Annotated in this window: 22 protein-coding genes; 8 read left to right on the top strand and 14 right to left on the bottom strand. The window is 43.8% G+C overall.

The annotated features are described in order from the left end of the window. Window positions 1-57 precede the first annotated feature (57 nt). From hfq to tsaE, 4 genes are all read right to left on the bottom strand, one after another. Window positions 58-585 carry an RNA chaperone Hfq gene (gene hfq, locus AZH43_RS06580; protein WP_067667858.1) on the bottom strand — a complete coding sequence of 176 codons (528 nt, stop codon included), beginning with the start codon at window positions 583-585 and terminating at the stop codon, window positions 58-60. 91 nt (window positions 586-676) lie between these two features. Continuing rightward, window positions 677-1621 (bottom strand): tRNA (adenosine(37)-N6)-dimethylallyltransferase MiaA, encoded by a 945-nt coding sequence (gene miaA, locus AZH43_RS06575; protein ID WP_067667855.1) that lies wholly within the window; start codon window positions 1619-1621, stop codon window positions 677-679. Between the two features lie 6 nt (window positions 1622-1627). Continuing rightward, a complete protein-coding gene (gene mutL / locus AZH43_RS06570; protein ID WP_067667852.1) occupies window positions 1628-3607 on the bottom strand; it encodes a DNA mismatch repair endonuclease MutL in 1980 nt (659 codons plus the stop codon). Beyond that, entirely contained in the window at window positions 3604-4074 is a 471-nt protein-coding gene (gene tsaE, locus AZH43_RS06565; RefSeq protein WP_067667849.1) for a tRNA (adenosine(37)-N6)-threonylcarbamoyltransferase complex ATPase subunit type 1 TsaE, read from the bottom strand. Before tsaE ends, mutL begins: the two co-directional genes overlap by 4 nt. 138 nt (window positions 4075-4212) lie before the next feature. Here tsaE and AZH43_RS06560 point away from each other — a divergent pair, with 138 nt between their 5' ends. The 3 genes from AZH43_RS06560 (at window position 4213) to AZH43_RS06550 (ending at window position 6118) form a co-directional block, all read left to right on the top strand. Beyond that, window positions 4213-5118, top strand: coding sequence for a pseudouridine synthase (locus AZH43_RS06560; RefSeq protein ID WP_067667846.1), 906 nt, complete (start codon window positions 4213-4215; stop codon window positions 5116-5118). Between the two features lie 123 nt (window positions 5119-5241). Beyond that, window positions 5242-5580, top strand: coding sequence for a type II toxin-antitoxin system RelB/DinJ family antitoxin (locus AZH43_RS06555; protein WP_067667843.1), 339 nt, complete (start codon window positions 5242-5244; stop codon window positions 5578-5580). A 94-nt stretch (window positions 5581-5674) separates the two neighbouring features. Next, entirely contained in the window at window positions 5675-6118 is a 444-nt protein-coding gene (locus AZH43_RS06550) for a GNAT family N-acetyltransferase (protein WP_067667840.1), read from the top strand. 108 nt (window positions 6119-6226) lie between these two features. On the opposite strand, the gene AZH43_RS06545 is transcribed toward AZH43_RS06550, so the two are convergent. Continuing rightward, on the bottom strand, window positions 6227-6943 hold the full coding sequence (locus tag AZH43_RS06545) for a pseudouridine synthase (protein WP_067667837.1): 717 nt from the start codon (window positions 6941-6943) through the stop codon (window positions 6227-6229). A gap of 190 nt (window positions 6944-7133) precedes the next feature. Here AZH43_RS06545 and AZH43_RS06540 point away from each other — a divergent pair, with 190 nt between their 5' ends. Next, on the top strand, window positions 7134-7595 hold the full coding sequence (locus AZH43_RS06540; protein ID WP_067667834.1) for a DUF441 domain-containing protein: 462 nt from the start codon (window positions 7134-7136) through the stop codon (window positions 7593-7595). A 117-nt stretch (window positions 7596-7712) separates the two neighbouring features. On the opposite strand, the gene prpC is transcribed toward AZH43_RS06540, so the two are convergent. After that, window positions 7713-8849, bottom strand: a complete 1137-nt coding sequence (gene prpC / locus AZH43_RS06535) for a bifunctional 2-methylcitrate synthase/citrate synthase (protein WP_067667831.1) — start codon at window positions 8847-8849, stop codon at window positions 7713-7715. A gap of 23 nt (window positions 8850-8872) precedes the next feature. Continuing rightward, window positions 8873-9748, bottom strand: coding sequence for a methylisocitrate lyase (gene prpB, locus AZH43_RS06530; protein ID WP_067667828.1), 876 nt, complete (start codon window positions 9746-9748; stop codon window positions 8873-8875). A gap of 238 nt (window positions 9749-9986) precedes the next feature. Between prpB and AZH43_RS06525 the strand changes: the two genes are divergently transcribed. The 3 genes from AZH43_RS06525 (at window position 9987) to AZH43_RS06515 (ending at window position 12234) form a co-directional block, all read left to right on the top strand. Further along, window positions 9987-10637, top strand: coding sequence for a TetR/AcrR family transcriptional regulator (locus AZH43_RS06525; protein WP_067667825.1), 651 nt, complete (start codon window positions 9987-9989; stop codon window positions 10635-10637). Between the two features lie 114 nt (window positions 10638-10751). Beyond that, window positions 10752-11675 carry an ornithine carbamoyltransferase gene (argF, locus tag AZH43_RS06520; protein ID WP_067667822.1) on the top strand — a complete coding sequence of 308 codons (924 nt, stop codon included), beginning with the start codon at window positions 10752-10754 and terminating at the stop codon, window positions 11673-11675. Window positions 11676-11763: 88 nt separating this feature from the next. Then, window positions 11764-12234, top strand: a complete 471-nt coding sequence (locus tag AZH43_RS06515) for a hypothetical protein (RefSeq protein ID WP_067667819.1) — start codon at window positions 11764-11766, stop codon at window positions 12232-12234. 85 nt (window positions 12235-12319) lie between these two features. On the opposite strand, the gene AZH43_RS06510 is transcribed toward AZH43_RS06515, so the two are convergent. The 7 genes from AZH43_RS06510 to rpiA form a co-directional block, all read right to left on the bottom strand. Beyond that, window positions 12320-12673 (bottom strand): YnfA family protein, encoded by a 354-nt coding sequence (locus AZH43_RS06510; RefSeq protein ID WP_067667816.1) that lies wholly within the window; start codon window positions 12671-12673, stop codon window positions 12320-12322. Between the two features lie 127 nt (window positions 12674-12800). Next, window positions 12801-15077 (bottom strand): ATP-dependent Clp protease ATP-binding subunit ClpA, encoded by a 2277-nt coding sequence (gene clpA / locus AZH43_RS06505; RefSeq protein WP_067667813.1) that lies wholly within the window; start codon window positions 15075-15077, stop codon window positions 12801-12803. A gap of 9 nt (window positions 15078-15086) precedes the next feature. Further along, window positions 15087-15500, bottom strand: coding sequence for an ATP-dependent Clp protease adapter ClpS (gene clpS, locus AZH43_RS06500; protein WP_067667810.1), 414 nt, complete (start codon window positions 15498-15500; stop codon window positions 15087-15089). A gap of 19 nt (window positions 15501-15519) precedes the next feature. Then, window positions 15520-16272: a DUF6776 family protein gene (locus tag AZH43_RS06495; RefSeq protein WP_067668114.1), complete on the bottom strand. Its 753-nt coding sequence runs from the start codon at window positions 16270-16272 to the stop codon at window positions 15520-15522. A gap of 78 nt (window positions 16273-16350) precedes the next feature. Beyond that, window positions 16351-17403 carry an N-acetyl-gamma-glutamyl-phosphate reductase gene (argC, locus tag AZH43_RS06490; RefSeq protein ID WP_171254436.1) on the bottom strand — a complete coding sequence of 351 codons (1053 nt, stop codon included), beginning with the start codon at window positions 17401-17403 and terminating at the stop codon, window positions 16351-16353. A gap of 499 nt (window positions 17404-17902) precedes the next feature. Further along, window positions 17903-18583: a YgjP family zinc-dependent metalloprotease gene (locus AZH43_RS06485; RefSeq protein ID WP_067667807.1), complete on the bottom strand. Its 681-nt coding sequence runs from the start codon at window positions 18581-18583 to the stop codon at window positions 17903-17905. 166 nt (window positions 18584-18749) lie between these two features. Continuing rightward, the gene (gene rpiA / locus AZH43_RS06480; protein WP_067667804.1) at window positions 18750-19421 is read right to left on the bottom strand and encodes a ribose-5-phosphate isomerase RpiA; all 672 of its coding nucleotides are present in this window, start codon (window positions 19419-19421) and stop codon (window positions 18750-18752) included. Between the two features lie 107 nt (window positions 19422-19528). Here rpiA and ilvA point away from each other — a divergent pair, with 107 nt between their 5' ends. Next, window positions 19529-21067: a threonine ammonia-lyase, biosynthetic gene (ilvA, locus tag AZH43_RS06475; RefSeq protein WP_067667801.1), complete on the top strand. Its 1539-nt coding sequence runs from the start codon at window positions 19529-19531 to the stop codon at window positions 21065-21067. Window positions 21068-21396: the final 329 nt, after the last annotated feature.

The following is a 21396-nucleotide window of genomic DNA, read 5'->3' as shown; positions in this document are numbered from 1 at the left end:
AGCAATTTAAACGTATAAAAAAAGCCTCTTTTAAAAGAGGCTTTTTTTAATTCTTAATTAACGATTGTTTTCGTCATCTTGAGAATCTTCAAATTTAGTTTCACCTTCGAAACCAGCGCCTTGACCGCCGAAGCCGCCGCCTTGACCGCCAAAGCCGCCTTGACCGCCGAAGCCGCCTTGACCGCCGAAGCCAGCGCCTTGACCGCCGAAGCCGCCTTGACCGCCGAAGCCAGCGCCTTGACCGCCGAAGCCGCCTTGACCGCCGAAGCCGCCTTGACCGCCGAAGCCGCCTTGACCTTGAGCGCCGCCGAAGCCGCCTTGACCTTGAGCGCCGCCGAAGCCGCCTGCACCTTGTGCACCAGCAGGCGCGCCAGCAGGACGTGGGTTACGTGCTGGAACAACTGTAGAAATCGCGTGTTTATAAACCATTTGGCTTACTGTGTTTTTCAGTAAAACTACATATTGATCAAAAGATTCAATATGACCTTGCAATTTAATACCATTAACAAGGAAAATAGAAACTGGAATGCGTTCTTTACGGAGAGAATTTAAGAACGGATCTTGTAAAGTTTGACCTTTAGACATGTTATAACTCCAAAAAAATTAAAAATCAGCGCAAAAACTACCTTTATTTTTCAATTAAAAATTATAAAAAAGGCAGTAGCTAAATTTTGCTTTATCCGTGCCAGTTTCGCAAGTCTTCTTGAGCCTGCTCGAGAGTAAAATATGTAGTAAATTTATGCTTTTCTTGCAAAGATCTCAACCATGTATATTGACGTTTAGCAAGTTGTCGTGTTGCAAAGAGCGCCCTATCCTCCATTTCAGCACGCTTTTTGTCACTTTGGTCACTATTTTTAAGAAATTCGAGCGCTTGTCGGTAACCAACTGAACGCATTGAAGGAAGATTTGCATCTAAATCGTATTTTTTCATTAAGCCTTTCACTTCATTTAAAAATCCGATACGCCACATGATTTCTAATCTTTTTTCTATGCGCTTGTGCAATTCGAATCGATCAGGCATTAATGCATAATTATAGAAATTGTATTTATATGGTAAATTTTTAGGCTGTTCTGCCTGTAATTTCGTTATTGGCTCACCCGTGAGCTTAAACACTTCCAATGCACGGATAATCCGCTGTTTATCACTTACATTAAACTTCTGTCCAGCCAATGGGTCTGCCTGACAAAGTTCAGCGAATACCGCCTCCCATCCCTCATGCGCAGCCTTGGCCTCAATCTCAGCGCGTACAGCATAATCAGCGCTGGGCAAATTGGACGACAAGCCTTCCAGCAATGCTTTGAAATACAGCATCGTACCGCCGACCAAGATGGGAGTTTTACCTCGCGCATGCATGTCTTCAATCAGAATACTGGCGTCATCAACAAATTGAGCCGCCGAATAAACTTCTAATGGGCTGATTATATCGATCAGATGATGCGGATAGCGCGCCTGCTCTTCTTTTGTAGGCTTAGCCGTACCTATGTCCATGTCTTTAAAAACCAGCGCAGAATCGACGGAAATCAGCTCGAAATCGCCTTGCTCGTAAAGTTGACATGCCAAAGCGGTTTTTCCGCTTGCGGTGGGCCCCATTAAATTGATGACCGGCAGTTGATTTGACATGTAACGCTACTCTCCCCGAGCAAATAGTTTATCTAGCTGAGCCAATGGAAACGCGCGCCATGTTGGGCGTCCATGATTGCACTGGCTGGCAAATTCGGTTTGCTCCATCTGACGAAGCAAGGCATTCATTTCTGATAGGCTTAGAAGGCGGTGCGCGCGCACTGCTCCATGACAGGCCATACCGGCTAAAATCTGATCCCGTTTTTGCAGCAGGCCCTGTGCCTGATCGTTCGGATCTAAATCATTCAGCAGCTCTGGAATCAGCGCATCAAAGTCAGCCTTATGCAATATTGCCGGCACACCGCGAACAATGACCTGTTCGTCACCATACTGATCGATTTCCAGACCTAAACGCTCCAGCTGCTCTTTCAAATCATCAATGCGTGCGGCCTGCATCCGGCTGATCGGTACAATTTTAGGGATCAGCAATTGCTGTGAAGTCCAAAATTCCGGCTTATCCCACGCAGCCTTCATTTGCTGCAAGACAATCCGTTCATGCGCTGCATGCATATCCACAATAATCAAGCCTTCAGTATTCTGCGCCAAAATATAAATACCATGCAGCTGCGCAATAGCAATTCCTAAAGGATGCTCATCGACCTTGGCAGTAATATGATTTTGCAGTGAATCCGCAGTTTCAGACGGCATATCGCGCAGCGGCGCCAGATAGCTTTGCAGCGCATTATTCAGCTTTTGAGAACCCGCGTACTGTGATGAATAGCCCGACACATATCCTGCCGCTGAATTGGATGATGGCTGCGCATAAGAGACAGCTTGCGGCTGCACAGTATTAAAATCGCTCAAACCATCTGCAGCAGCTGTGTTTTGGCCGGCTTCCGGCATATTTTCAACAGACTTGTGAAGCTGAAATTGCTCCTGATAGCGCGGCTGCGGCTGAACAGTGTCCTGTTCAGCGATTTGCTCATTCTGCTTCATTGCCGATGACAGTTCCGCCGAAGCTGTCTGAAATTGAGATAAAGTCGCCTTGGCATAATGACGGACAAATTCATGCACTTCGCGCTGATTCAGAAACCGGATTTCATGTTTTGTCGGATGCACATTGACATCAATATTTTCAGGATCCACTTCTAAAAACAGCAAATAGCCGGCATGCTGATGCCCATGCAAAATACCGTCATAAGCCATACGCAACGCATGGGAAATGGTTTTATCTTTGACAATTCGCCCATTGACATAGACATACTGCAAATCTGCCTGCGCCCGCGCATCTGAGGGATGCCCCAGCCAGCCGCTTAAACGCATGTTCACGCTATCAGCATCGATCCAATAAGCATTTGCTGTAAATTGCCGGCCCAGCAGCTGCTGCACCCGTTGAAAACGCAGCTCTCCGCTGTCTGCAACCGGCAGATTCAGCTTGATGCTGCTGTTATGTTCTAAAACAAAACGGATATCAAAATGCGTAAGCGCCAAACGGCGGACAATTTCTTCAATATGTCCAAACTCAGTACCCGGTTTTTTTAAAAACTTACGCCGCGCGGGCACATTGAAAAATAAATCCTGTACACGGATTTGCGTGCCTTTAGCTGCGGCAACGGCTTGTATTTCCTGATGGTCAAAAGCTGTACCATTCACTTCAACCTGATAGCCGATACCGTCTTCATCTTGACTGCTGATTAGGCTTAAGCGGGACACGGCCGCAATGGATGCCAACGCTTCTCCGCGGAATCCTAAGCTGACGATAGCCTGTAAATCTTCTGCTGTCTGAATTTTACTGGTGGCATGGCGCATGACCGCCAGCGGCAGATCTTCGGCATGAATGCCACGGCCGTTATCAATAATTTCTATCAGCGTGCTGCCGCCTTGCTCAACACGAATGATGAGTTCAGTTGCGCCTGCATCAATTGCATTTTCCAGCAGTTCCTTAACCACGGAAGCAGGGCGCTCAATGACCTCACCGGCGGCTATTTGGTTCGCTAAAGCAGGATCAAGTGTGCGGATACGACGCATGCTGACATCATTCATCATAAAAAACGTTTCTCTAAAGCCTGCTGCAAAGCATCTGAATGCGAACTTAATTCGGCCATGCGGACAAGGTTATCTTCTGATTTTTCAATATTGATAATTAAATCTGCTTCTGGAATTTCTTCACCGCCTTTCGATGGCCATTCGAATAAAAAAAGCGCATCCGGTGTTTCCAAATAATCACGAATACCCATTAATTCCAACTCATAAGGATCATTAAGGCGGTAGAGATCGAAATGGAAAATATCTTTGCCGTGAATATTATAAGGCTCAACCAAAGTGTAGGTTGGACTTTTGACTGCACCCTGATGCCCCATCGCCTGCAGCCAGTAGCGGGTTAAGGTGGTTTTGCCTGCGCCTAAGTCGCCAATCAAATAAATCACACCTGCAGTAAAATGCTTTGACAAAACTTCAGCTAAGTTTTGTGTATCTTCTTCATTATTTAAAGCCAGATTAAATGAATGCTGCATACTGCTCACGACATGTACTTAAAGAGCAAATATGATAGCATCGCACAGCTTGAAAAGCCTATTGCTCAAAACCGGATTGTATATTTTTTATGATTCGGCTGTTTCAATCCATCTGTTGAAAGTGTTCTATTACCCAGCATGAATCCTGCCGAATTTATCCCGCCCATGATGCATGGTGTCAGCGCCAGTAAAGTTTTCTTAAAACCTTCGCCAGCATCCATCCAAACAGTATTTGACTACTTGTGCGCGCAATTTGGGCATATCGATCAATCTGAATGGCGGCAGCGGTTTCAGGATGGATTAATTTATGATGCATTCGGACAAAAACTGAATGTAAACAGTGCATTTCACGCCAATAGCCATGTTTTTTATTACCGGTTTCTGCCGCATGAAATCCATGTGCCTTTTGAACATACAATCCTGTTTGAAAATACTGATTTAATGGTCATTGATAAGCCGCATTTTCTGACCATGAGCCCGACTGGGCAGTATGTGCAGGAAACGCTTTTGGTGCGTTTAAAAAATCAAACCGGCATTGAGCAGCTCACGCCCATTCACCGATTAGACCGCGAAACAGCCGGTATTGTGCTGTTTTCCAAACGCCCGGAAACACGCGGCGCATATCAGCAAATGTTTGCAGAACGGAAAGTTCAGAAAACCTATCACGCTATTGCGCCCTATGCTTTGGACATGCAATTTCCGCAAACGGTTTGTTTAAACATGGACAAAGGCGAGCCGTTTTATACCATGAAAGTTTATGATGGCCAGCCAAACAGCGAAACAGAAATTCATGTGCTGGAACATGATGCGCAATGGGCAAAATATCTATTAAAACCGCATACAGGCAAACAGCATCAGCTTAGAGTTCATCTTGCTCATTTAGGGCTGCCGATCAAGAATGATCCGTTGTATCCAAATGTTGCGCATAAGGCAGACCATGACTTTACAGCGCCGCTGCAATTGCTGGCAAAGCACATTGAATTTAAAGATCCAGTAACCTTGCAGCCCATGCAATTCAGCTCGGTGCAGGAACTTAAGTTCTAACATACACTGTAATAGCTTTGTCATTACAAAATATTCGGTTTTTCTGCGTTTAACTATTGAAATCCGTTGGTTTTTGTTTAGAATAAATGCGAAAAGTTAAGTAAATTAAAGCTTTCTAAAATTATGAGAAAAACTGAAGTTTATCAAATCCGTCTGGATTCCCAAGAGAAAAAGCAAGCCTTTGCTGTATTTAAGCAATTAGGAATTACGCCTGCTCAAGCGGTTCGGCTTTTTTTCAAGCAAGTTGTACTGACAAAGTCCATCCCCTTCTCTATTGAAAATCAAAGCATCAATTTAGAACAGCTGATCCGCCTGCGCAAGCTCAAGCAGCAGGATGTTAAATTGGAACAGCCAGAGCTTATCGGTGCAGATACCTCGGAAAGCGATTTACTGCTAGACGATGAACATATGGATTTATTTGAAGAGCTGAATGCTATTTTGGGTGAAAGTGACAAAAGTTAACACTGTTGCATTTTCAAACAATTTATAAATCATCCGCTTTTGAATTTTCGCTATGCTTCATGTAAAGACATTATAAAAATGCATGGAGTCAATAATGATAGTAAGACGAGCGGCAGAACAAGACTTAACGCAGCTGGCTGTACTTTTTGATGAATACCGTCAATTTTATGGCGCATCTTCCAATCTGGACTTATCCTATCAATTTTTAAAACAGCGTTTCGACAATCAGCAAAGTGTGTTTTTCATTCATATTAAAGATGATGTATTTACAGGTTTTGTATTGCTGTATTTAGGTTTTTCTTCCGTTGCCTGCTCAACCTTTTATATTTTAGATGATGTCTATGTAACTCCAGTCTACCGCCGTCAAGGTTCAGCAAAGCAGCTCATTGACACAGCAATTTTATTTGCCCGCCATGAAAATGCCTTGCGTATCACATTAGAAACACAGAAAAATAATTACCAATCTCATCAGCTGTATGAAACTATGGGTTTTGTCAAAGATGATGAATTTCAGACCTATCACTGTTTCTTAAAATAATATGCTGTGAATGAACAGCTCTCATTTCTAAATTCATCCGCCATACACCGCAACTGCACTGTTTCAACTGCGGCTATATAATTTTCATATTTTACTTTTAGAGCTGTTTTAATTTTCTCTGACTTTGGCCAATTCAATATCCTGATCGTTTAGATAACACCATTCTCCTTCGGGCAAATTCTTTAAATGCGCCAAATTCAGCTGGCCAATTTGCGCGCGGTGCAACTGATCAACCTTATTGCCGACTGCCGCCAGCATGCGCTTAACTTGATGATAGACGCCTTGGTGCACTGTCATTTGCAGCCGGCGCTCTTCGAGGCATTGCACATCTGTCGCAGCAAATATGCCTGTTTCATTACGCAGCGCTACGCCCTGCTCCAGCTGAGCCACTTGTTCTGCGGTGACAGGATCCGCTGTGTGCATTTGATAGACTTTAGCCACATGCTTTTTAGGATGCGTCAATGCCTGCAGGAATTGACCGTCATCAGTCAGCAGCAGCAAGCCTGTTGTATCTTGGTCTAAACGGCCGACACATTGCAGCCCTCTGTTCATCAATGCATCATCAAATAATTCAAATACACTGAAATGATGTGTCGCTTGGTGTGAACACTCATATCCCTTCGGTTTATTTAATGCGATATAGACTTTTTCGCGATAGGTATAGCTTTTACCATAAACTGAAAATTCCAGCGCATGCAGATCTGCTTTGTATTTTAAATTATCAATTATTTCGCCATGAATTTGAACAGCGCCGTTTTTAATAAGCTGCTGGCAGTATTTACGCGAACCAAAACCTTGCGATTGCAGCATTTTTTCCAACAGCATATTGATACATCTCAAAATATTACGAAAATTCTCAGGCCATTCTAAAGGATGCCGCTTAGAAACCCAATGTCCAGCCGCATTAATATGCATTTTCGGTAGATATCTTAGAGAGCAATATTCAGTGATTTACCAGCAATCCCGCCTAAATCGGCTATAATCCTCGTGATGATGTAAAACTTTTGATAATGCGATGACACTTTCCAGCTTAGATTTAAACCTGATTGTTTTACTGATTTTATTGGCTTGCGGCATTTTCAGCCACAATACGGCCATTACGGTAGCGGCAGGTGTTTTAATTGTTTTCCGCATTACCCCGTTAAGTGAATATTTCCCTTTTCTGCAGCAGCATGGCCTGAACATCGGCATCATCATTTTAACTATTGGCGTACTCACACCTATTGCGAGCGGAAAAATTCCAGGTGACGCAATTTTAAAGTCATTCCTCAGCTGGAAATCTTTGCTGGCCATTACTATTGGCCTTGCAGTCGCTTGGCTTGGCGGACGAGGCGTTAAGTTAATGTCAAATCAGCCTGATATTGTCGCCGGTTTGCTCATTGGCACTGTCGCCGGTGTAGCGCTTCTACGCGGTGTGCCTGTAGGGCCTTTAATTGCTGCCGGCATATTGTCCTTATTAATAGGCATTGGACAGTAATAAGGCTTTAAAACAGCTTTGAGGCAATACAGCTGTTAATTCTTTATAGAACAAAGCCTAGCAAGGAGTAAATTGAACTTTGCTCCTTGCTATTACTGCAAAGTCTGCGCAGCCTAATTAAGCTGCAAGACGTTCCTCAATCGGCACCACTTTACGCAGTTCCGGACCGGTATAGTCCGCACTCGGGCGGATGATCCGGTTGTCTGCGCGCTGCTCCATCACATGCGCGGCCCAGCCCGTAACACGGCTCATCACGAAGATTGGCGTGAACAGCTTGGTCGCAATATCCATGAAGTGATATGCCGAGGCATGGAAGAAGTCTGCATTGCAGAATAATTTCTTCTCGCGCCACATCACTTCTTCACAGCGTACAGATACCGGATAAAGTACCGTATCGCCAACATCTTTCGCCAAACGCTCAGACCAGATTTTGATGATGCCGTTGCGCGGGTCATTGTCTTTATAGATCGCATGCCCAAAGCCCATGATCTTTTCTTTGCGCTCCAGCTTGCCCAGCATTTCACGCTCAGCTTCTTCCGGTGATGTCCAGTTTTCAATCATTTCCATCGCCGCTTCATTCGCGCCGCCATGCAATGGACCGCGCAGTGAACCAATCGCGCCAGTAATGCACGAATGCATATCTGAAAGTGTTGATGCGCATACACGCGCTGTGAATGTTGACGCGTTGAATTCATGCTCTGCATACAGAATCAGCGATACATTCATCACCTGCTCATGCAGTTCATTCGGCTTTTCACCGCGAAGCAGGTGCAGGAATTGCGCGCCGATTGAATCGTCATCGGTGTTTTCTTCAATGCGCACGCCGTCATGGCTGAAACGGTACCAGTAGCAGATGATGGCAGGTAAAGTTGCCAAAATGCGGTCCGCGACGTCCTGCTGTTCATCAAATGATTTTTCTGTTTCAAGATTGCCCAGCATGGAGACGCCTGTGCGCATCACGTCCATCGGGTGTGAATCTGCAGGAATGCGTTCCAGCACTTCTTTCAGCGCTTGCGGCAATTGGCGCAGTGATTTTAATTTTGCCTTATAGGCTGTCAGCTGTTCTGCTGTCGGCAATTCGCCAAAGAAGATCAGGTATGCGACTTCTTCGAACTGGCAGTTTTCCGCCAAATCCTGCACGTCATAACCGCGGTATGTTAAGCCTGCGCCGCTTTTTCCTACAGTTGAAAGTGCTGTTTTCCCTGCCACTTGTCCGCGCAGCCCTGCGCCGGTGAGTACTTTTCCTTCAGCCATTTTAATTCTCCATTTTGAATTATTTATTTAAACAGTTTATCCAGTGTATTTTCAAAGGTATGGTAATCCAGAAATTCATACAGTTCCTTGCGCGGCTGCATGATGTCAAGAACGTTGACTTGGGTGCCGTCCTTGCGGATGGACTGCATCACCTCCAGCGCGGCTTTCTGCATGGCGCGGGTGGCTGACAGCGGGTACAGCACCATGCGGATGCCCTGCTCGCCCAGCTCATCGACGGTGTAGTACGGGGTATCGCCAAATTCGGTGATGTTCGCCAGCACAGGCACGCCGACTGCATCGCAGACAGTTTTGTACATGGTGATGTCGGTCATCGCTTCGGCAAAGATCGCATCCGCACCGGCTTCGACGCAGGCGCAGGCGCGGTCAATCACGGCCTGCAGGCCTTCTTTCTGCAAGGCGTCCGTACGCGCCATCACCACAAAGTTTGAATCTGTTTTTGCATCAACCGCGGATTTGATGCGGTCAACCATTTCCTGCTGCGTCACGATTTCTTTGTTCGGACGGTGGCCGCAGCGCTTCTGCGCAACCTGGTCTTCAATATGTACAGCAGCGGCGCCGGCGGCGATCATTTGCTTGACGCTGCGCGCGATGTTGAATGCGCCGCCCCAGCCGGTGTCGATATCGACCAGCAGCGGGGTGTCTACGCGTTCTGTGATACGGCGGACATCTTCTAAAACGTTATCCAGACTGGTCATGCCTAAATCAGGCAAGCCATAAGAGTAGTTCGCGACACCGGCACCCGAAACATAAATGGCTTTGTAACCCACCTGTTTGGCCATCATGGCTGCATAAGCGTTGACTGTACCGATGATTTGTAATGGTTTTTCCACTTCTAGAGCTTGTCTAAATCTTAAACCTGCAGACGTTTGTTCTGTCATATTCCTTTCCACAGTGGTCACTTTATTTGTTGAGGCTTGAGTATACTCATAATTATTCCGCCCGCTATGACCCATTAGAATTTTTACTCTAAAACTTTAGTCAAATATTTTTGAAATATATAATATTATTTCGTTACAGCATGATTGTCTTTTGCACTGCGATGAATGCAGAATCCTGCGCAAACTTTTGCTATAATTTCAAGAGATTTTTTATTTATAGATTATATTTCCCTCATATATGCAAGATTTAGCTCAGTTAGAACCAATCGCCCGTGACCTGCCGCAAACCAAACGCGGTCATGAACGTTGTGTTGCGCTTTTAGAAAGCGCAACAGAGCTATTTCTGAAATTTGGCTACGAATCTGTTTCTTTAGACGACATTGTGAACCATGCTGGCGGATCCAAAGCTTCTATCTATAAATATTTCGGCAGTAAAGAAGGCTTATTTAAGGCTATTTGCGATTACCGCCGCGACCAATTTTTCAAAGATATCTGTCAGCCTTTTGATCCAAAGCTTACAGATTTGCGCAACTACCTCATCAGCACCTTATTGAATTTTCAAAAAAACTTAAATCAGCCTGAAAAAGCCGCGTTTATGCGCTTGGTTTTAGAACAAAGCCAGCGCAATCCTGAGTTAGCCCGCCATATTCATGAACAGGGCCCGAAACAAATCCAGCTGGCCATTGCCAAAGCGCTCGAAAATGCGCACAGCAAAGGAATTCTGTATTGTGAAAACCCACTATTTTCAGCCCAGTTCTATTTTGGGATTTTACGGAATTTAGAATGGAAAATATTAATGGGGCTTCCAGCAGAAGAATCTGATCAAGAAAACATCAAATACATTAGCTATTGTGTAGATCACTTCTTGGATGGGCATCAAAAGCCATAGTTTTTTTGCAATTTTACGCATATTTGGTATAGAGTATTCGATTCTCCTTTTCTTAACCAACCAACAACTAATTGTTGTTTACTTTTTTGATTCAGCAATTATTGTGGAGTAATCATGGCTCTGCGTCACTTTCTTACTTTACGCGATTTATCGACTTTAGAACTTAACCAAATTGTGCAGCGCGGTATCGAGCTGAAGCGCAAACAGCACAACAATGAAGTATTCCAGCCATTCGCTGGTAAAGTGATGGGGATGATTTTTGAAAAATCGAGTACCCGTACCCGTGTATCGTTTGAAGCAGGCATGAGTCAGTTTGGCGGCAGCGCAATCTTCCTATCATCACGCGACACGCAATTAGGCCGCGGCGAACCCATTGAAGATTCTGCCCGCGTAATTTCAAGCATGCTTGATATTGTGATGATCCGTACCTTTGGTCATGACATCGTAGAACGCTTTGCATCATATTCGAAAGTGCCGGTCATCAATGCTTTAACAGATGACCACCACCCTTGCCAGCTGCTTGCGGATATTCAAACGTATGTAGAGCACCGCGGTTCAATCGAAGGCAAAACGGTCGCCTGGATTGGCGATGGCAACAATATGTGCAACTCTTATATAGAAGCGGCGCATATGTGGGACTTTAAATTAAAAATTGCGTCACCTAAAGGTTACGAGCCAAAACAGCAGTTCCTTTCTGAATTTGCCCATTGTGTGGAATTAGTTGGCTCTGCTGAAGATGCGGCGGTAAATGCAGATTTGATTGTAACTGACGTTTGGGCAAGCATGGGTCAGGAAGAAGAGCAAAAAATTCGCGAAAAAGCGTTTGCGGATTATCAGGTGAATGAACGCCTGATGGATTTAGCGCACACTGACTGCCTATTCATGCATTGCCTGCCAGCCCATCGCGGTGAAGAAATCTCAGAAAACATGCTGGACCATAAAAATGCCGTGGTTTGGGATGAAGCAGAAAATCGGCTGCATGCACAAAAAGCGCTGGTTGAATTTTTAATTAACGAAAATCTAAAAAAAGACGCATAATTTAATGCAATAAAAAAGCGCCTTCGGGTGCTTTTTTATTGCCAATCTCGATATAATAAAAACCATAATTTTTATAAGTGATTTTAAAATGGATTTAAAGCAATTGCTTCTTGGTTTCGGGTTATCCATTGTTGCGGCTCAATTAATAGCAGCGCCTACTGAGCTGGATCAATACTTACAGAAAAAGCAGATTTTAGACAGTCACTATAAAATTCAGAACAGCCAAGCCTTAAACGATGTTTTAGATGTTCTCAGCGATGAAGACTCAAGGACTTTACCTTTTCAGGTCGATCAAAACATGCTGATGGAAAAATATCAAATGAATGCCCAGCAAATTGATATTGAGGGCATCATCACAACCCCAGATTTTTCACAATTTGAGCAAAGTATCGGAACAGCTGAAGTTAAAAAATTAATGAAAAAAAATACATTGCAAAACTGCCACTTATTATTTGAAAACCAATTTCAGCGCAGCAACCCTTATGCCGTGAATATGAAGCTGGCATCAGAAAAACAAGTCTATCAATACATTATTAAAAATACAGAATGCGCATTTTGACTTGCACCATCAACTTTCAATTCGAAAAAAGCCTCTCAAAATAGAGGTTTTTTTGAATTCTCTAACCACCCGAATACCGCTCAATTTAGCGGATCAAGCCCTGAGGCTGCAAAATAATCATTAATGCGCCGCAAATTACAACTGCCCCGCCCAGTAAATCCCAGCGGCTTAAGCTGACATGATCAACAAACCGAAGCCACATCAGCGCACTAAAGATATAGATCCCGCCGTAGGCTGCATAAATCCGCCCTGATGCGGCCGGATGCAGGGTTAACAGCCAGACAAAAGCGGCCAGCGCCAAAATTGTCGGAACCCAGAGCCAATGCGATTTACCTTGATTTAATATTAAATATGGAAAATAACAGCCAAGAATTTCCATCACTGCCGTTATTAAAAATAAAACCAAGGTCATGAGAACCTTGCCAATTTGAATATCCATAATGTCTCTAAAAATTAAAATGCTTTAAGCCACGCATTCAATATCGCAATGAATAAAGCAAAGCAGCTAAAATGAATACGATACAAAAAACCCGTGTAAACACGGGTTTTTATAAAAGTGATAAGAATTAAGCGGGTTCAGCTGTTTGATCCTCAAACACTTCGAGTTTCAAACCAACAGCCTTTCCATTCTCTTTTTTCACAGAAACAGCCACATTACCGCCATGCTCTGCTAACTCACCAAACAAGATCATCTCTGCAAGCGGTTTCTTCAAATGCTCCTGAATCAAGCGCTGCATAGGACGCGCGCCCATTAAGCGGTCATAGCCATTTTCAGCCATCCATTCGCGCGCGCTTTGGTCTACTTCAAGAATGACTTTTTTATCATCCAGCTGTGCTTGAAGTTCTGTTAAGAACTTATCGACCACATTTTCAATCACTGTTACAGGCAAGGCCTTAAACTGAATCACACCATCTAAGCGGTTGCGGAATTCTGGCGAGAATGCTTTTTTCATTGCATCCTGATTATCATTGCTGTTGTCCTGTTCTTTAAAGCCAATGCTGATGCGGGAAATGCTTTCTGCACCAATATTAGTTGTTAAGACCAAAACCACATTACGGAAATCTGATTTCCGGCCATTGTTATCGGTCAAGGAACCATGATCCATAATTTGCAGCAACAAATTAAAGACGTCTGGATGCGCCTTTTCAATTTCATCCAAAAGCAATACACAGTGCGGATTTTTATGAATGGCGTCCGTCAATAAACCGCCTTGATCAAAACCGACATAACCCGGAGGCGCACCGATTAAACGCGATACTGCGTGGCGTTCCATATATTCTGACATATCGAAACGCACCAGCTCTACACCCAGCAATTTAGCCAGCTGCTTGGTGACTTCAGTTTTACCGACACCTGTAGGGCCAGCAAATACAAAACTGCCGACTGGTTTGTCAGGTGATTTCAGGCCTGCGCGTGACAATTTAATGGCTGAACCCAGCGCTTCAATGGCTTCGTCCTGACCAAAGACCACACGTTTCAAATCCCGCTCAAGATTTTCCAATACAGTCTTATCATCTTTAGATACAGTCTTCGGCGGAATCCGCGCAATTTTTGACACAATATCTTCAATGTTTTCAACTGTAATAGCCGTATCATCCTGCTCCGCTTTCAAGCGGCGCTGCGCACCGGCTTCATCAATCACGTCAATGGCTTTATCCGGTAAGAAACGGTCATTAATGAATTTTGCAGATAGTTCTACGGCTGAAACCAATGCTGAATCTTCATATTTCACATGGTGAAACTCTTCAAACTTAGATTTTAGGCCGCGCAGGATATCAATCGTTTCCGAAACAGATGGTTCACTGATGTCAATTTTTTGGAAACGGCGTGACAATGCATGATCTTTTTCAAAGACTTGACGGTATTCTTGAAAGGTTGTCGAGCCAATGCAGCGCAGGGTTCCATTTGCCAGAGCTGGTTTAATCAGATTCGAGGCATCCATGGTGCTTCCCATGCTTGAGCCAGCGCCAATGATCATGTGAATTTCGTCAATGAATAAAACAGCTTCTGGTTTTTTCTTCAAGGCATTCAGTAATTGTTTTAAACGTTTTTCAAAATCACCGCGGTATTTGGTTCCTGCCACTAATGCGCCAATATCAAGGCTGTACACTTCAGCATTTTCCAAAGGTTTAGGCGCTTTACCGTTCACAATCAGCCATGCCAAACCTTCGGCAATAGAAGTTTTCCCTACACCCGGGTCACCCACCAGCAGCGGGTTATTTTTGCGGCGACGGCATAAAATCTGGGCGGCGCGCTCAATTTCTTTTTCGCGGCCAATAAGCGGGTCTGTCTTGCCCTTTTGCGCTTCAGTATTTAAATTGGTTGTATACAGCTCGAGAGGCCCAGCATTTGCTGAAGATGCAGTTTCACCATCCAGCTCTTCAATTTCCTCTTCCTGCTGCACTTCATCTTTACGTGTGCCATGCGAAAGATACTGAGTTAAAGTCAACCTGTTGATCTGATGACGCTTCAGCAAATATACCGCAAATGAATCGCGCTCTGAGTACATAGCAACAAGAATATCCGCACCTTCAACTGTACGGTCGCTGCCGCTTGATTGAACATGAAAAATTGCACGCTGTAAAATACGGTCAAAACTTTCTGTAGGATGAGGCGCCTGATCACTGTTTTCACCAAGCTTAGGTGTATGCTGTTCTACGTACTCTTCGAGTTCTTTTCGAAGTACGATAATGTCTGCACCGCATGCTTTTAAAGCATTTACAGCAGAGTCGTTATCAAGCAAAGCCAATAATAAATGTTCTACCGTCAAAAACTCATGTCTCTTTTGACGAGCCATGCTGACAGCCAAACGTAAGGATACTTCTAATTGACGACTGAGCATGCAACCCCCTTAATCTTTGGGCTCAATCTGACAAAGCAATGGATGGCTTTGTGACCGAGCATAATTATTGACCTGGTTTGCTTTCGTCTCCGCAATATCCCGCGGATAAACCCCTGCAACACCTTTTCCTTCATAGTGTACAGTTAGCATTACTTGAGTAGCTTGGTCAAGATTCATTGCAAAGTATTGTTGTAAAATTTCTATTACAAAGTCCATTGGGGTGTAGTCGTCGTTCATTAAAATAACAGCGTACATAGGCGGGCGCTTTAATTCCGGCCGCGCAGTCATCACGGTCGTGTCTAAATCTCCATCTTCATGCGTTTCATTGCTCAAGCGCGGGCTGATGTGCCAATCCACTATTCCAGTTTCATAGAATGAGTCTTTAATGTCAGATAAACTCATTTGACGCTTATTACTTCGCATAAGATTCTTGTTTCACACTTCAGTTTGAGTTTGCTTCAGTTTGGGGAATTTCTGAAAGAAGAGAAGATTGATTCTCTACCGCAGCACCCTTAGACCAGCTGAAACGACGGATCACCTGTTTTCCAGCGCCATTTAAACGCACTTCAATAAAGTCTGGATTAAAGCCTTTCGGCAATGTCCAGCGGCCTGTCAGGCGCTCATTATTTTCAAAATTAAAGTTTTTATCTTCCATTGGAACAGTCAGCACTTCAGTGCCCTGAATTAAGCGCAATTCCGCACTGCCTGAAGCATTGCTTTTGCTTGGGCTGACTTGCATTAAGTCCAACTGATATTCAAAGGCATTGTCCGGCAGCGGTTTAATGGCCAAATGCTGAACCGCCAATGCAATGCCGCCGCGCTGACGCAGCACTTCGCGGTATAGCACGCCGATGTTCTCGGCCTGTGCCTGCGCATCGCGGGATTTATTCACTTCCAGAAATAAATCATTGGAGTTGCTGACCGCAACATCACGTTCTTGAATGGCAGTATTCAGGCTTTTATTCAATACGGCAAGCTCTAATTTTTGCTTTTTCACAACTTCAACCAGCTGCTCCGCATCTGCATCATAACCCACCACTGTCAGGCCTTGACGGTGCCCAACTGTGTAGCCCAGCAAACCGCTGCTCAAAATTAAAACAGCTGCGCCAATCGCCAATGGCATATTGGTTTGCAAAAACGGTTTTTTTTCGCTGGCATTGTGCTGTGGCGCAATCTGTGAGTCTGAATTCTGCATCATCATCTCTTGTTTTGATTTATTCAAAGCACACATTTAAATCTAAATCCAAATGTGTGTGAAGCATTTAAACGTTTCTTATGGTAATAAACCGATGCCTTGCAAGCCTGCGTTTTCTGCAAAGCCGAACATCAAGTTCATATTTTGCACAGCCTGACCAGCAGCGCCTTTTACTAAGTTATCTTGAGCAGCAAGAATCACCAGCTTTTTCGGCTGCGGCTTATACAGTGCAATACGCAATTGGTTCGCACCGCGGACTGAACGGGTTTCAGGTGAACTGCCAGCCGGCATCACGTCAACAAACTGTTCATTGGCATAAAATTCTTCATACAGGCTTTGTAAATCGGCTGCTGCGCCCGCATCCGTCAAATCAATGTAAATGGTGCTGAGCATGCCGCGGATCATTGGTACTAAATGCGGTACAAACAGAATTTCGTTAAACACACCTTTTTGACCAGAGATATTTTCCAATGCTTCTACAATTTCAGGGTGATGGCGGTGGCCTGCAACACCATAAGCTTTAAAGTTGTCTGCATTTTCAGAATAAATCATGCCGAGGCTGGCTTTACGGCCGGCGCCTGAAACACCTGATTTTGCATCAATAATAATGCTTTCAGGTTTCACTAATGCGTTAGCTTTCAAAACTGGCGCTAAGCCCAGCTGTACTGTCGTTGGGTAACAGCCGGGGTTGCCAATGACATCCGCTTGCTTAATTTGTTCACGGTTCAGTTCTGACAAGCCATAAACAGAGTCTTTTAAAATATCTGGACAAGCATGTTCTAGGCCATACCATTTTTCAAATTGTTCTAGATCCTGCAAACGGAAATCCGCTGCTAAGTCGATGACTTTGGTGTTTGCCGCTACAAGCTCTTCTGCATGTTTCATTGCTACACCATGCGGAGTCGCAAAGAATACAGCATCACATTTTTTTAATTCATCGATGTTCAAATCTGAATACTGGAGATCGGTATGCCCGCGCAAGCTTGGGAACATGTCATCGACACGGCGTCCATTTTCAGTACGCGAAGTTAATACTTTCACTTCCGCATTTGGGTGTCGCAGCAAAAGACGCAATAATTCAACGCCTGTATACCCTGTACCGCCGACAATACCTACTGAAATCACGCTCATTACCTCTATTCAAAGTATCCATTTAATGACTGCATAGTATGACAGGAAGTTGCGGTTTTCTGAACTGTTTTGCTTGGTTTAATCTTTTTATTTAGTTTTCCTTGTGTTTGAAAAATCATTCAGTATTCGCTCTTAATATTTTTATACTTGTTGAACACCAATATTTCGCACAATTCGGCACTTCTATCATCGGTAAAATATGAACTAAAGTAATTATCAGAGAATATCATTTCAATTTTTAAAAATAATCTAGCCATTGGGTCCACAATATTTTTAAGTATAATTTAGTTCATTAAACCAAATACGCACACTTAAAAACTACTATGCTTTATATCATCGGCGTAATCTTACTTATTTTTATTATCCTTCATTACAAACTATATCTTGCAGAAGCATTTACGGTTGAATATCTCTTCTTTTCAATACTTATTTTAATAATTTTTGTCTTAATCAAAAGCTACCGCATTTTGCATTAATTTTTTTCAATAAAGAATTGACCTCAGACATTAGTCCACCACCACGGCATTGGACTGTTCTTCAATGTTTTCCGATGCAGCTGAAAATTCACATCATGCTTTTCCACCTCCACCCAAAAATGTGGACTATGATCAAAATGCTTGGTATGCGCCAACTCGTGTACAGCTACATAGCGTGTGATTTCCTGCGGGAAAAGCACCAACCCACTATTCAACATAATGTCATGCTTAGCTGAGCAACTACCCCAGCGGGTTTTAGGCTGGCGAATAGTACATTCACCATAACACAAGCCAATCTCAAGACTTAACTGCTGTAAAAATACAGGTAAATACTGCTTCGCATAAGCAATGACAAAACTTTTTACATACTGTTCAGGCTGTCGATCACTGATATAAAGCTGATGGTTCTGCTCATCTAAGATAAATGAGTTTTTTTGCGTTTTATAAATAACCTTTAAAGGCTGTTCTAAATTGAACAGTTTTAATTCAGCAGGTAAACTTTTATCTCGCTGGCCTGCTTTTTCCTGCTGCTTTTGCCACGTTTCAATCATCCATTGTTCTGATTGTTTTAAAAATTCCTGTATCTGACGCTGTGTGCAAAATTGTGGCACGGTTAATTTAATTTGCGTCGGCTCTACACGCAGCCTTAAACGTGTGGCGCGTAATTTTCGGGTGATTTGGATTTCTGGAATGTTTTGGGTCATTTATTCTTTTATTAAAAGCTATCAACAATGCATAGAATTTAACTTTGAACAGTTTTCAAAAATATACTGGAAGTTCCTTCTCCCTCAGGGAGAAGGTTAGGATGAGGGAGCTTTTAAAAGAAACCTCTCCCTAACCCTCTCCTAAAAAGAGAGGGAACTTACAAAATTAAACCGCTGTACGCTCTTCAATACCGTTATCTGTCGCTACCACAGCAATATCCGCTTTGTTCAAAGCAAAAATACCGTTGCACACAACACCAGGAATATTGTTCAAGGTTTTCTCCAGTTCCAGCGCATTTAAGATGTTGAAGTTATGCACATCTAAAATTACGTTGCCATTATCTGTCACCACGCCTTCACGGTAAACTGGGTCACCGCCAAGCGCGACAATTTTACGCGCAACGGCTGAACGCGCCATTGGAATCACCTCTACAGGTAAAGGGAAATCATGGCCCAGCTGATCGACCCATTTAGAATCATCTACAATACAGACAAATTTCTTTGCAATTGAAGCCACAATTTTTTCACGTGTTAAGGCTGCGCCGCCGCCTTTAATCATGTGCATATGGCGGTCAATTTCGTCAGCGCCATCGACATAGGCGTCCAGACCGCCGACACTGTTCATATCTACAACTTCAATGCCTAATTTTTTCAAGCGCTGTGCAGTGGCTTCAGAACTGGCGACTGCCGCTTCCAGTTGCAATTCCGGCAATAATTCAATGAGGAAGTTTACTGTACTTCCTGTACCTACACCCAAAATTCCGCCCTTAGGCAAATGCTTCAATGCAGCCTTTGCGACAGCTTGTTTCTTTTCATCTTGGGTAGCATACAGACTCATAACTTGGCTCAACTATTTTTTGACATTTGCTGCTGATTTTACAGCCCAAATGTACGGGGGTTTGTTACAATGAACGCTTATTTTAAACTGTTAGATGGAAAATTAACATGCTGTCTCGTTTGGTTCGACAAATATTACAGGCAACGGTGTACGACGTTGCAATCGAAACTCCACTCGAAGCAGCGCCACGAATTAGTGAAAAGCTAAATAATAACATTCGCTTCAAACGCGAAGATTTACAGCCTGTCTTTTCTTTCAAATTGCGCGGTGCCTACAACCGTATCAGCCAATTGCCGAAATCTCAGTTGGAACGTGGCGTTATTACTGCTTCCGCAGGCAACCATGCGCAAGGCGTGGCCCTATCTGGTAAAAAGCTGGGTATTCGCGCCATTATCGTTATGCCAAAAACCACACCGGATATTAAAGTTCAAGCCGTTAAACGCTTAGGCGGTGAAGTTGTACTGCATGGCGACTCATTTGATGTTGCCAATAAATATGCGATTCAATGCGCTCAAGATGAAGGCATGACCTTTATTCCGCCGTATGATGATGAACTCGTGATGGCTGGCCAAGGCACGATCGCCAATGAGATTTTGCGCCAATGGCGTGATGTTGAATATGTCTTTGTTGCTGTCGGCGGCGGCGGTTTAATTGGCGGCGTAGCCGCGTATTTAGGTGACGTTGCGCCGCATGTCAAAGTCATTCCTGTGGAATATGATGAATCTGCCTGCTTAAAAGCAGCCTTTGAAGCTGGTGAGCGTGTGATCTTGCCTTCTGTCGGCTTATTTGCAGATGGTACAGCGGTTGCTCAGATCGGCGAAAAACCGTTTGAAGTGATTCAGCTGCAAAAATCAGATAACTCTGGCCCAATTGTTGAGCGTGACGTTGTGCTCGTCAATACTGATGAAATTTGCGCAGCCATTAAAGATACCTTTGATGAATGCCGCAGCATTGTCGAACCATCAGGCGCGATGGCATTGGCGGGCATTAAAAAATATGCCGCTGAGCATGGCTTAGAAGGCAAAAATATGGTGTCGATTGTTTGCGGCGCCAACATGAACTTTGACCGCCTGCGCTACATTGCTGAACGCACTGAATTGGGTGAACGCAAAGAAGCTATTTTTGCAGTGACCATTCCAGAAGAAAAAGGTTCTTTCTTAAAATTCTGCCGTGCATTGCAAGGCCGCAACATTACAGAATTCAACTACCGCGCCAGCAATTCCAGCGCAGCGCAAGTCTTTGTCGGCATCAGCCTGAAAGGCGGTGAAAAAGAACGTCAGGACATTTTTGAAACATTAAAATTTCAATATGACGTCGATGACTTATCTGATGATGAAGTGGCTAAACTGCATATCCGCTATTTGATTGGCGGCCATGCCGATATCGAAAATGAACGCTTATTCCGCGTGGAATTTCCAGAGCGCCCTGGCGCTTTGCTGACATTCTTAGAGCGTCTTGGCCCAACACATAACATCACTTTATTCCATTACCGTAATCACGGCGCAGCCGAAGGCCGTGTATTGGTGGGTATGGAAGCAACTGATGCCAAACAGAACCCTGACGGTTTAATTGAAACATTGGAAAGCATTACATATCCATATGCAGAAATTACCAACAACTTGGGTTATCAGCGTTTCTTGAAATAAACACTGCATTCCAATAGTTTTGAAAATAGCCTGTATATATACAGGCTATTTTTTTGTATATTCAATAACAATAAAAAATATTGATAATAAAAATGATTTTTAAATTGCATACCCGATCTTGGGAAAGATTTTTTCTCATTCCTTTTCTGCAATTATGATGCATCAGCGTACCAATTAACGTTATTAAACTCTTTATTCAAGACTTTACAGCTGTCTTTACGCTGTTGATATTGCTATGCATACTCATGGCGCGCGTTCCCTACTGTATGCTAAAGCTCGCGCCCAAACATGCATATAAAGCAACGGCTGTCTATATGCTCTTTATTTGC

Origin of the sequence: Acinetobacter pragensis, from assembly GCF_001605895.1 — a bacterium.
GTDB classification, from domain to species: Bacteria; Pseudomonadota; Gammaproteobacteria; order Pseudomonadales; family Moraxellaceae; genus Acinetobacter; species Acinetobacter pragensis.
Note: the sequence above shows the minus strand (reverse complement) of the source record. Positions and strands in the feature narration are given on the sequence as shown.

Bases quoted from the DNA above. Each gene is read 5' to 3' on its own strand.
- AZH43_RS06495 (WP_067668114.1), bottom strand. From the start codon at position 16,272: ATGCAGAATTCAGACTCACAGATTGCGCCACAGCACAATGCCAGCGAA.
- AZH43_RS06525 (WP_067667825.1), top strand. From the start codon at position 9,987: ATGCAAGATTTAGCTCAGTTAGAACCAATCGCCCGTGACCTGCCGCAA.
- AZH43_RS06540 (WP_067667834.1), top strand. From the start codon at position 7,134: ATGACACTTTCCAGCTTAGATTTAAACCTGATTGTTTTACTGATTTTA.
- argC (WP_171254436.1), bottom strand. From the start codon at position 17,403: ATGAGCGTGATTTCAGTAGGTATTGTCGGCGGTACAGGGTATACAGGC.
- tsaE (WP_067667849.1), bottom strand. From the start codon at position 4,074: ATGCAGCATTCATTTAATCTGGCTTTAAATAATGAAGAAGATACACAA.
- AZH43_RS06545 (WP_067667837.1), bottom strand. From the start codon at position 6,943: ATGCTGTTGGAAAAAATGCTGCAATCGCAAGGTTTTGGTTCGCGTAAA.
- argF (WP_067667822.1), top strand. From the start codon at position 10,752: ATGGCTCTGCGTCACTTTCTTACTTTACGCGATTTATCGACTTTAGAA.
- prpC (WP_067667831.1), bottom strand. From the start codon at position 8,849: ATGGCTGAAGGAAAAGTACTCACCGGCGCAGGGCTGCGCGGACAAGTG.
- rpiA (WP_067667804.1), bottom strand. From the start codon at position 19,421: ATGAGTCTGTATGCTACCCAAGATGAAAAGAAACAAGCTGTCGCAAAG.
- AZH43_RS06555 (WP_067667843.1), top strand. From the start codon at position 5,242: ATGAGAAAAACTGAAGTTTATCAAATCCGTCTGGATTCCCAAGAGAAA.
- miaA (WP_067667855.1), bottom strand. From the start codon at position 1,621: ATGTCAAATCAACTGCCGGTCATCAATTTAATGGGGCCCACCGCAAGC.
- AZH43_RS06510 (WP_067667816.1), bottom strand. From the start codon at position 12,673: ATGGATATTCAAATTGGCAAGGTTCTCATGACCTTGGTTTTATTTTTA.
- prpB (WP_067667828.1), bottom strand. From the start codon at position 9,748: ATGACAGAACAAACGTCTGCAGGTTTAAGATTTAGACAAGCTCTAGAA.
- clpS (WP_067667810.1), bottom strand. From the start codon at position 15,500: ATGCGAAGTAATAAGCGTCAAATGAGTTTATCTGACATTAAAGACTCA.
- mutL (WP_067667852.1), bottom strand. From the start codon at position 3,607: ATGATGAATGATGTCAGCATGCGTCGTATCCGCACACTTGATCCTGCT.
- AZH43_RS06550 (WP_067667840.1), top strand. From the start codon at position 5,675: ATGATAGTAAGACGAGCGGCAGAACAAGACTTAACGCAGCTGGCTGTA.
- AZH43_RS06485 (WP_067667807.1), bottom strand. From the start codon at position 18,583: ATGACCCAAAACATTCCAGAAATCCAAATCACCCGAAAATTACGCGCC.
- clpA (WP_067667813.1), bottom strand. From the start codon at position 15,077: ATGCTCAGTCGTCAATTAGAAGTATCCTTACGTTTGGCTGTCAGCATG.
- ilvA (WP_067667801.1), top strand. From the start codon at position 19,529: ATGCTGTCTCGTTTGGTTCGACAAATATTACAGGCAACGGTGTACGAC.
- hfq (WP_067667858.1), bottom strand. From the start codon at position 585: ATGTCTAAAGGTCAAACTTTACAAGATCCGTTCTTAAATTCTCTCCGT.
- AZH43_RS06515 (WP_067667819.1), top strand. From the start codon at position 11,764: ATGGATTTAAAGCAATTGCTTCTTGGTTTCGGGTTATCCATTGTTGCG.
- AZH43_RS06560 (WP_067667846.1), top strand. From the start codon at position 4,213: ATGAATCCTGCCGAATTTATCCCGCCCATGATGCATGGTGTCAGCGCC.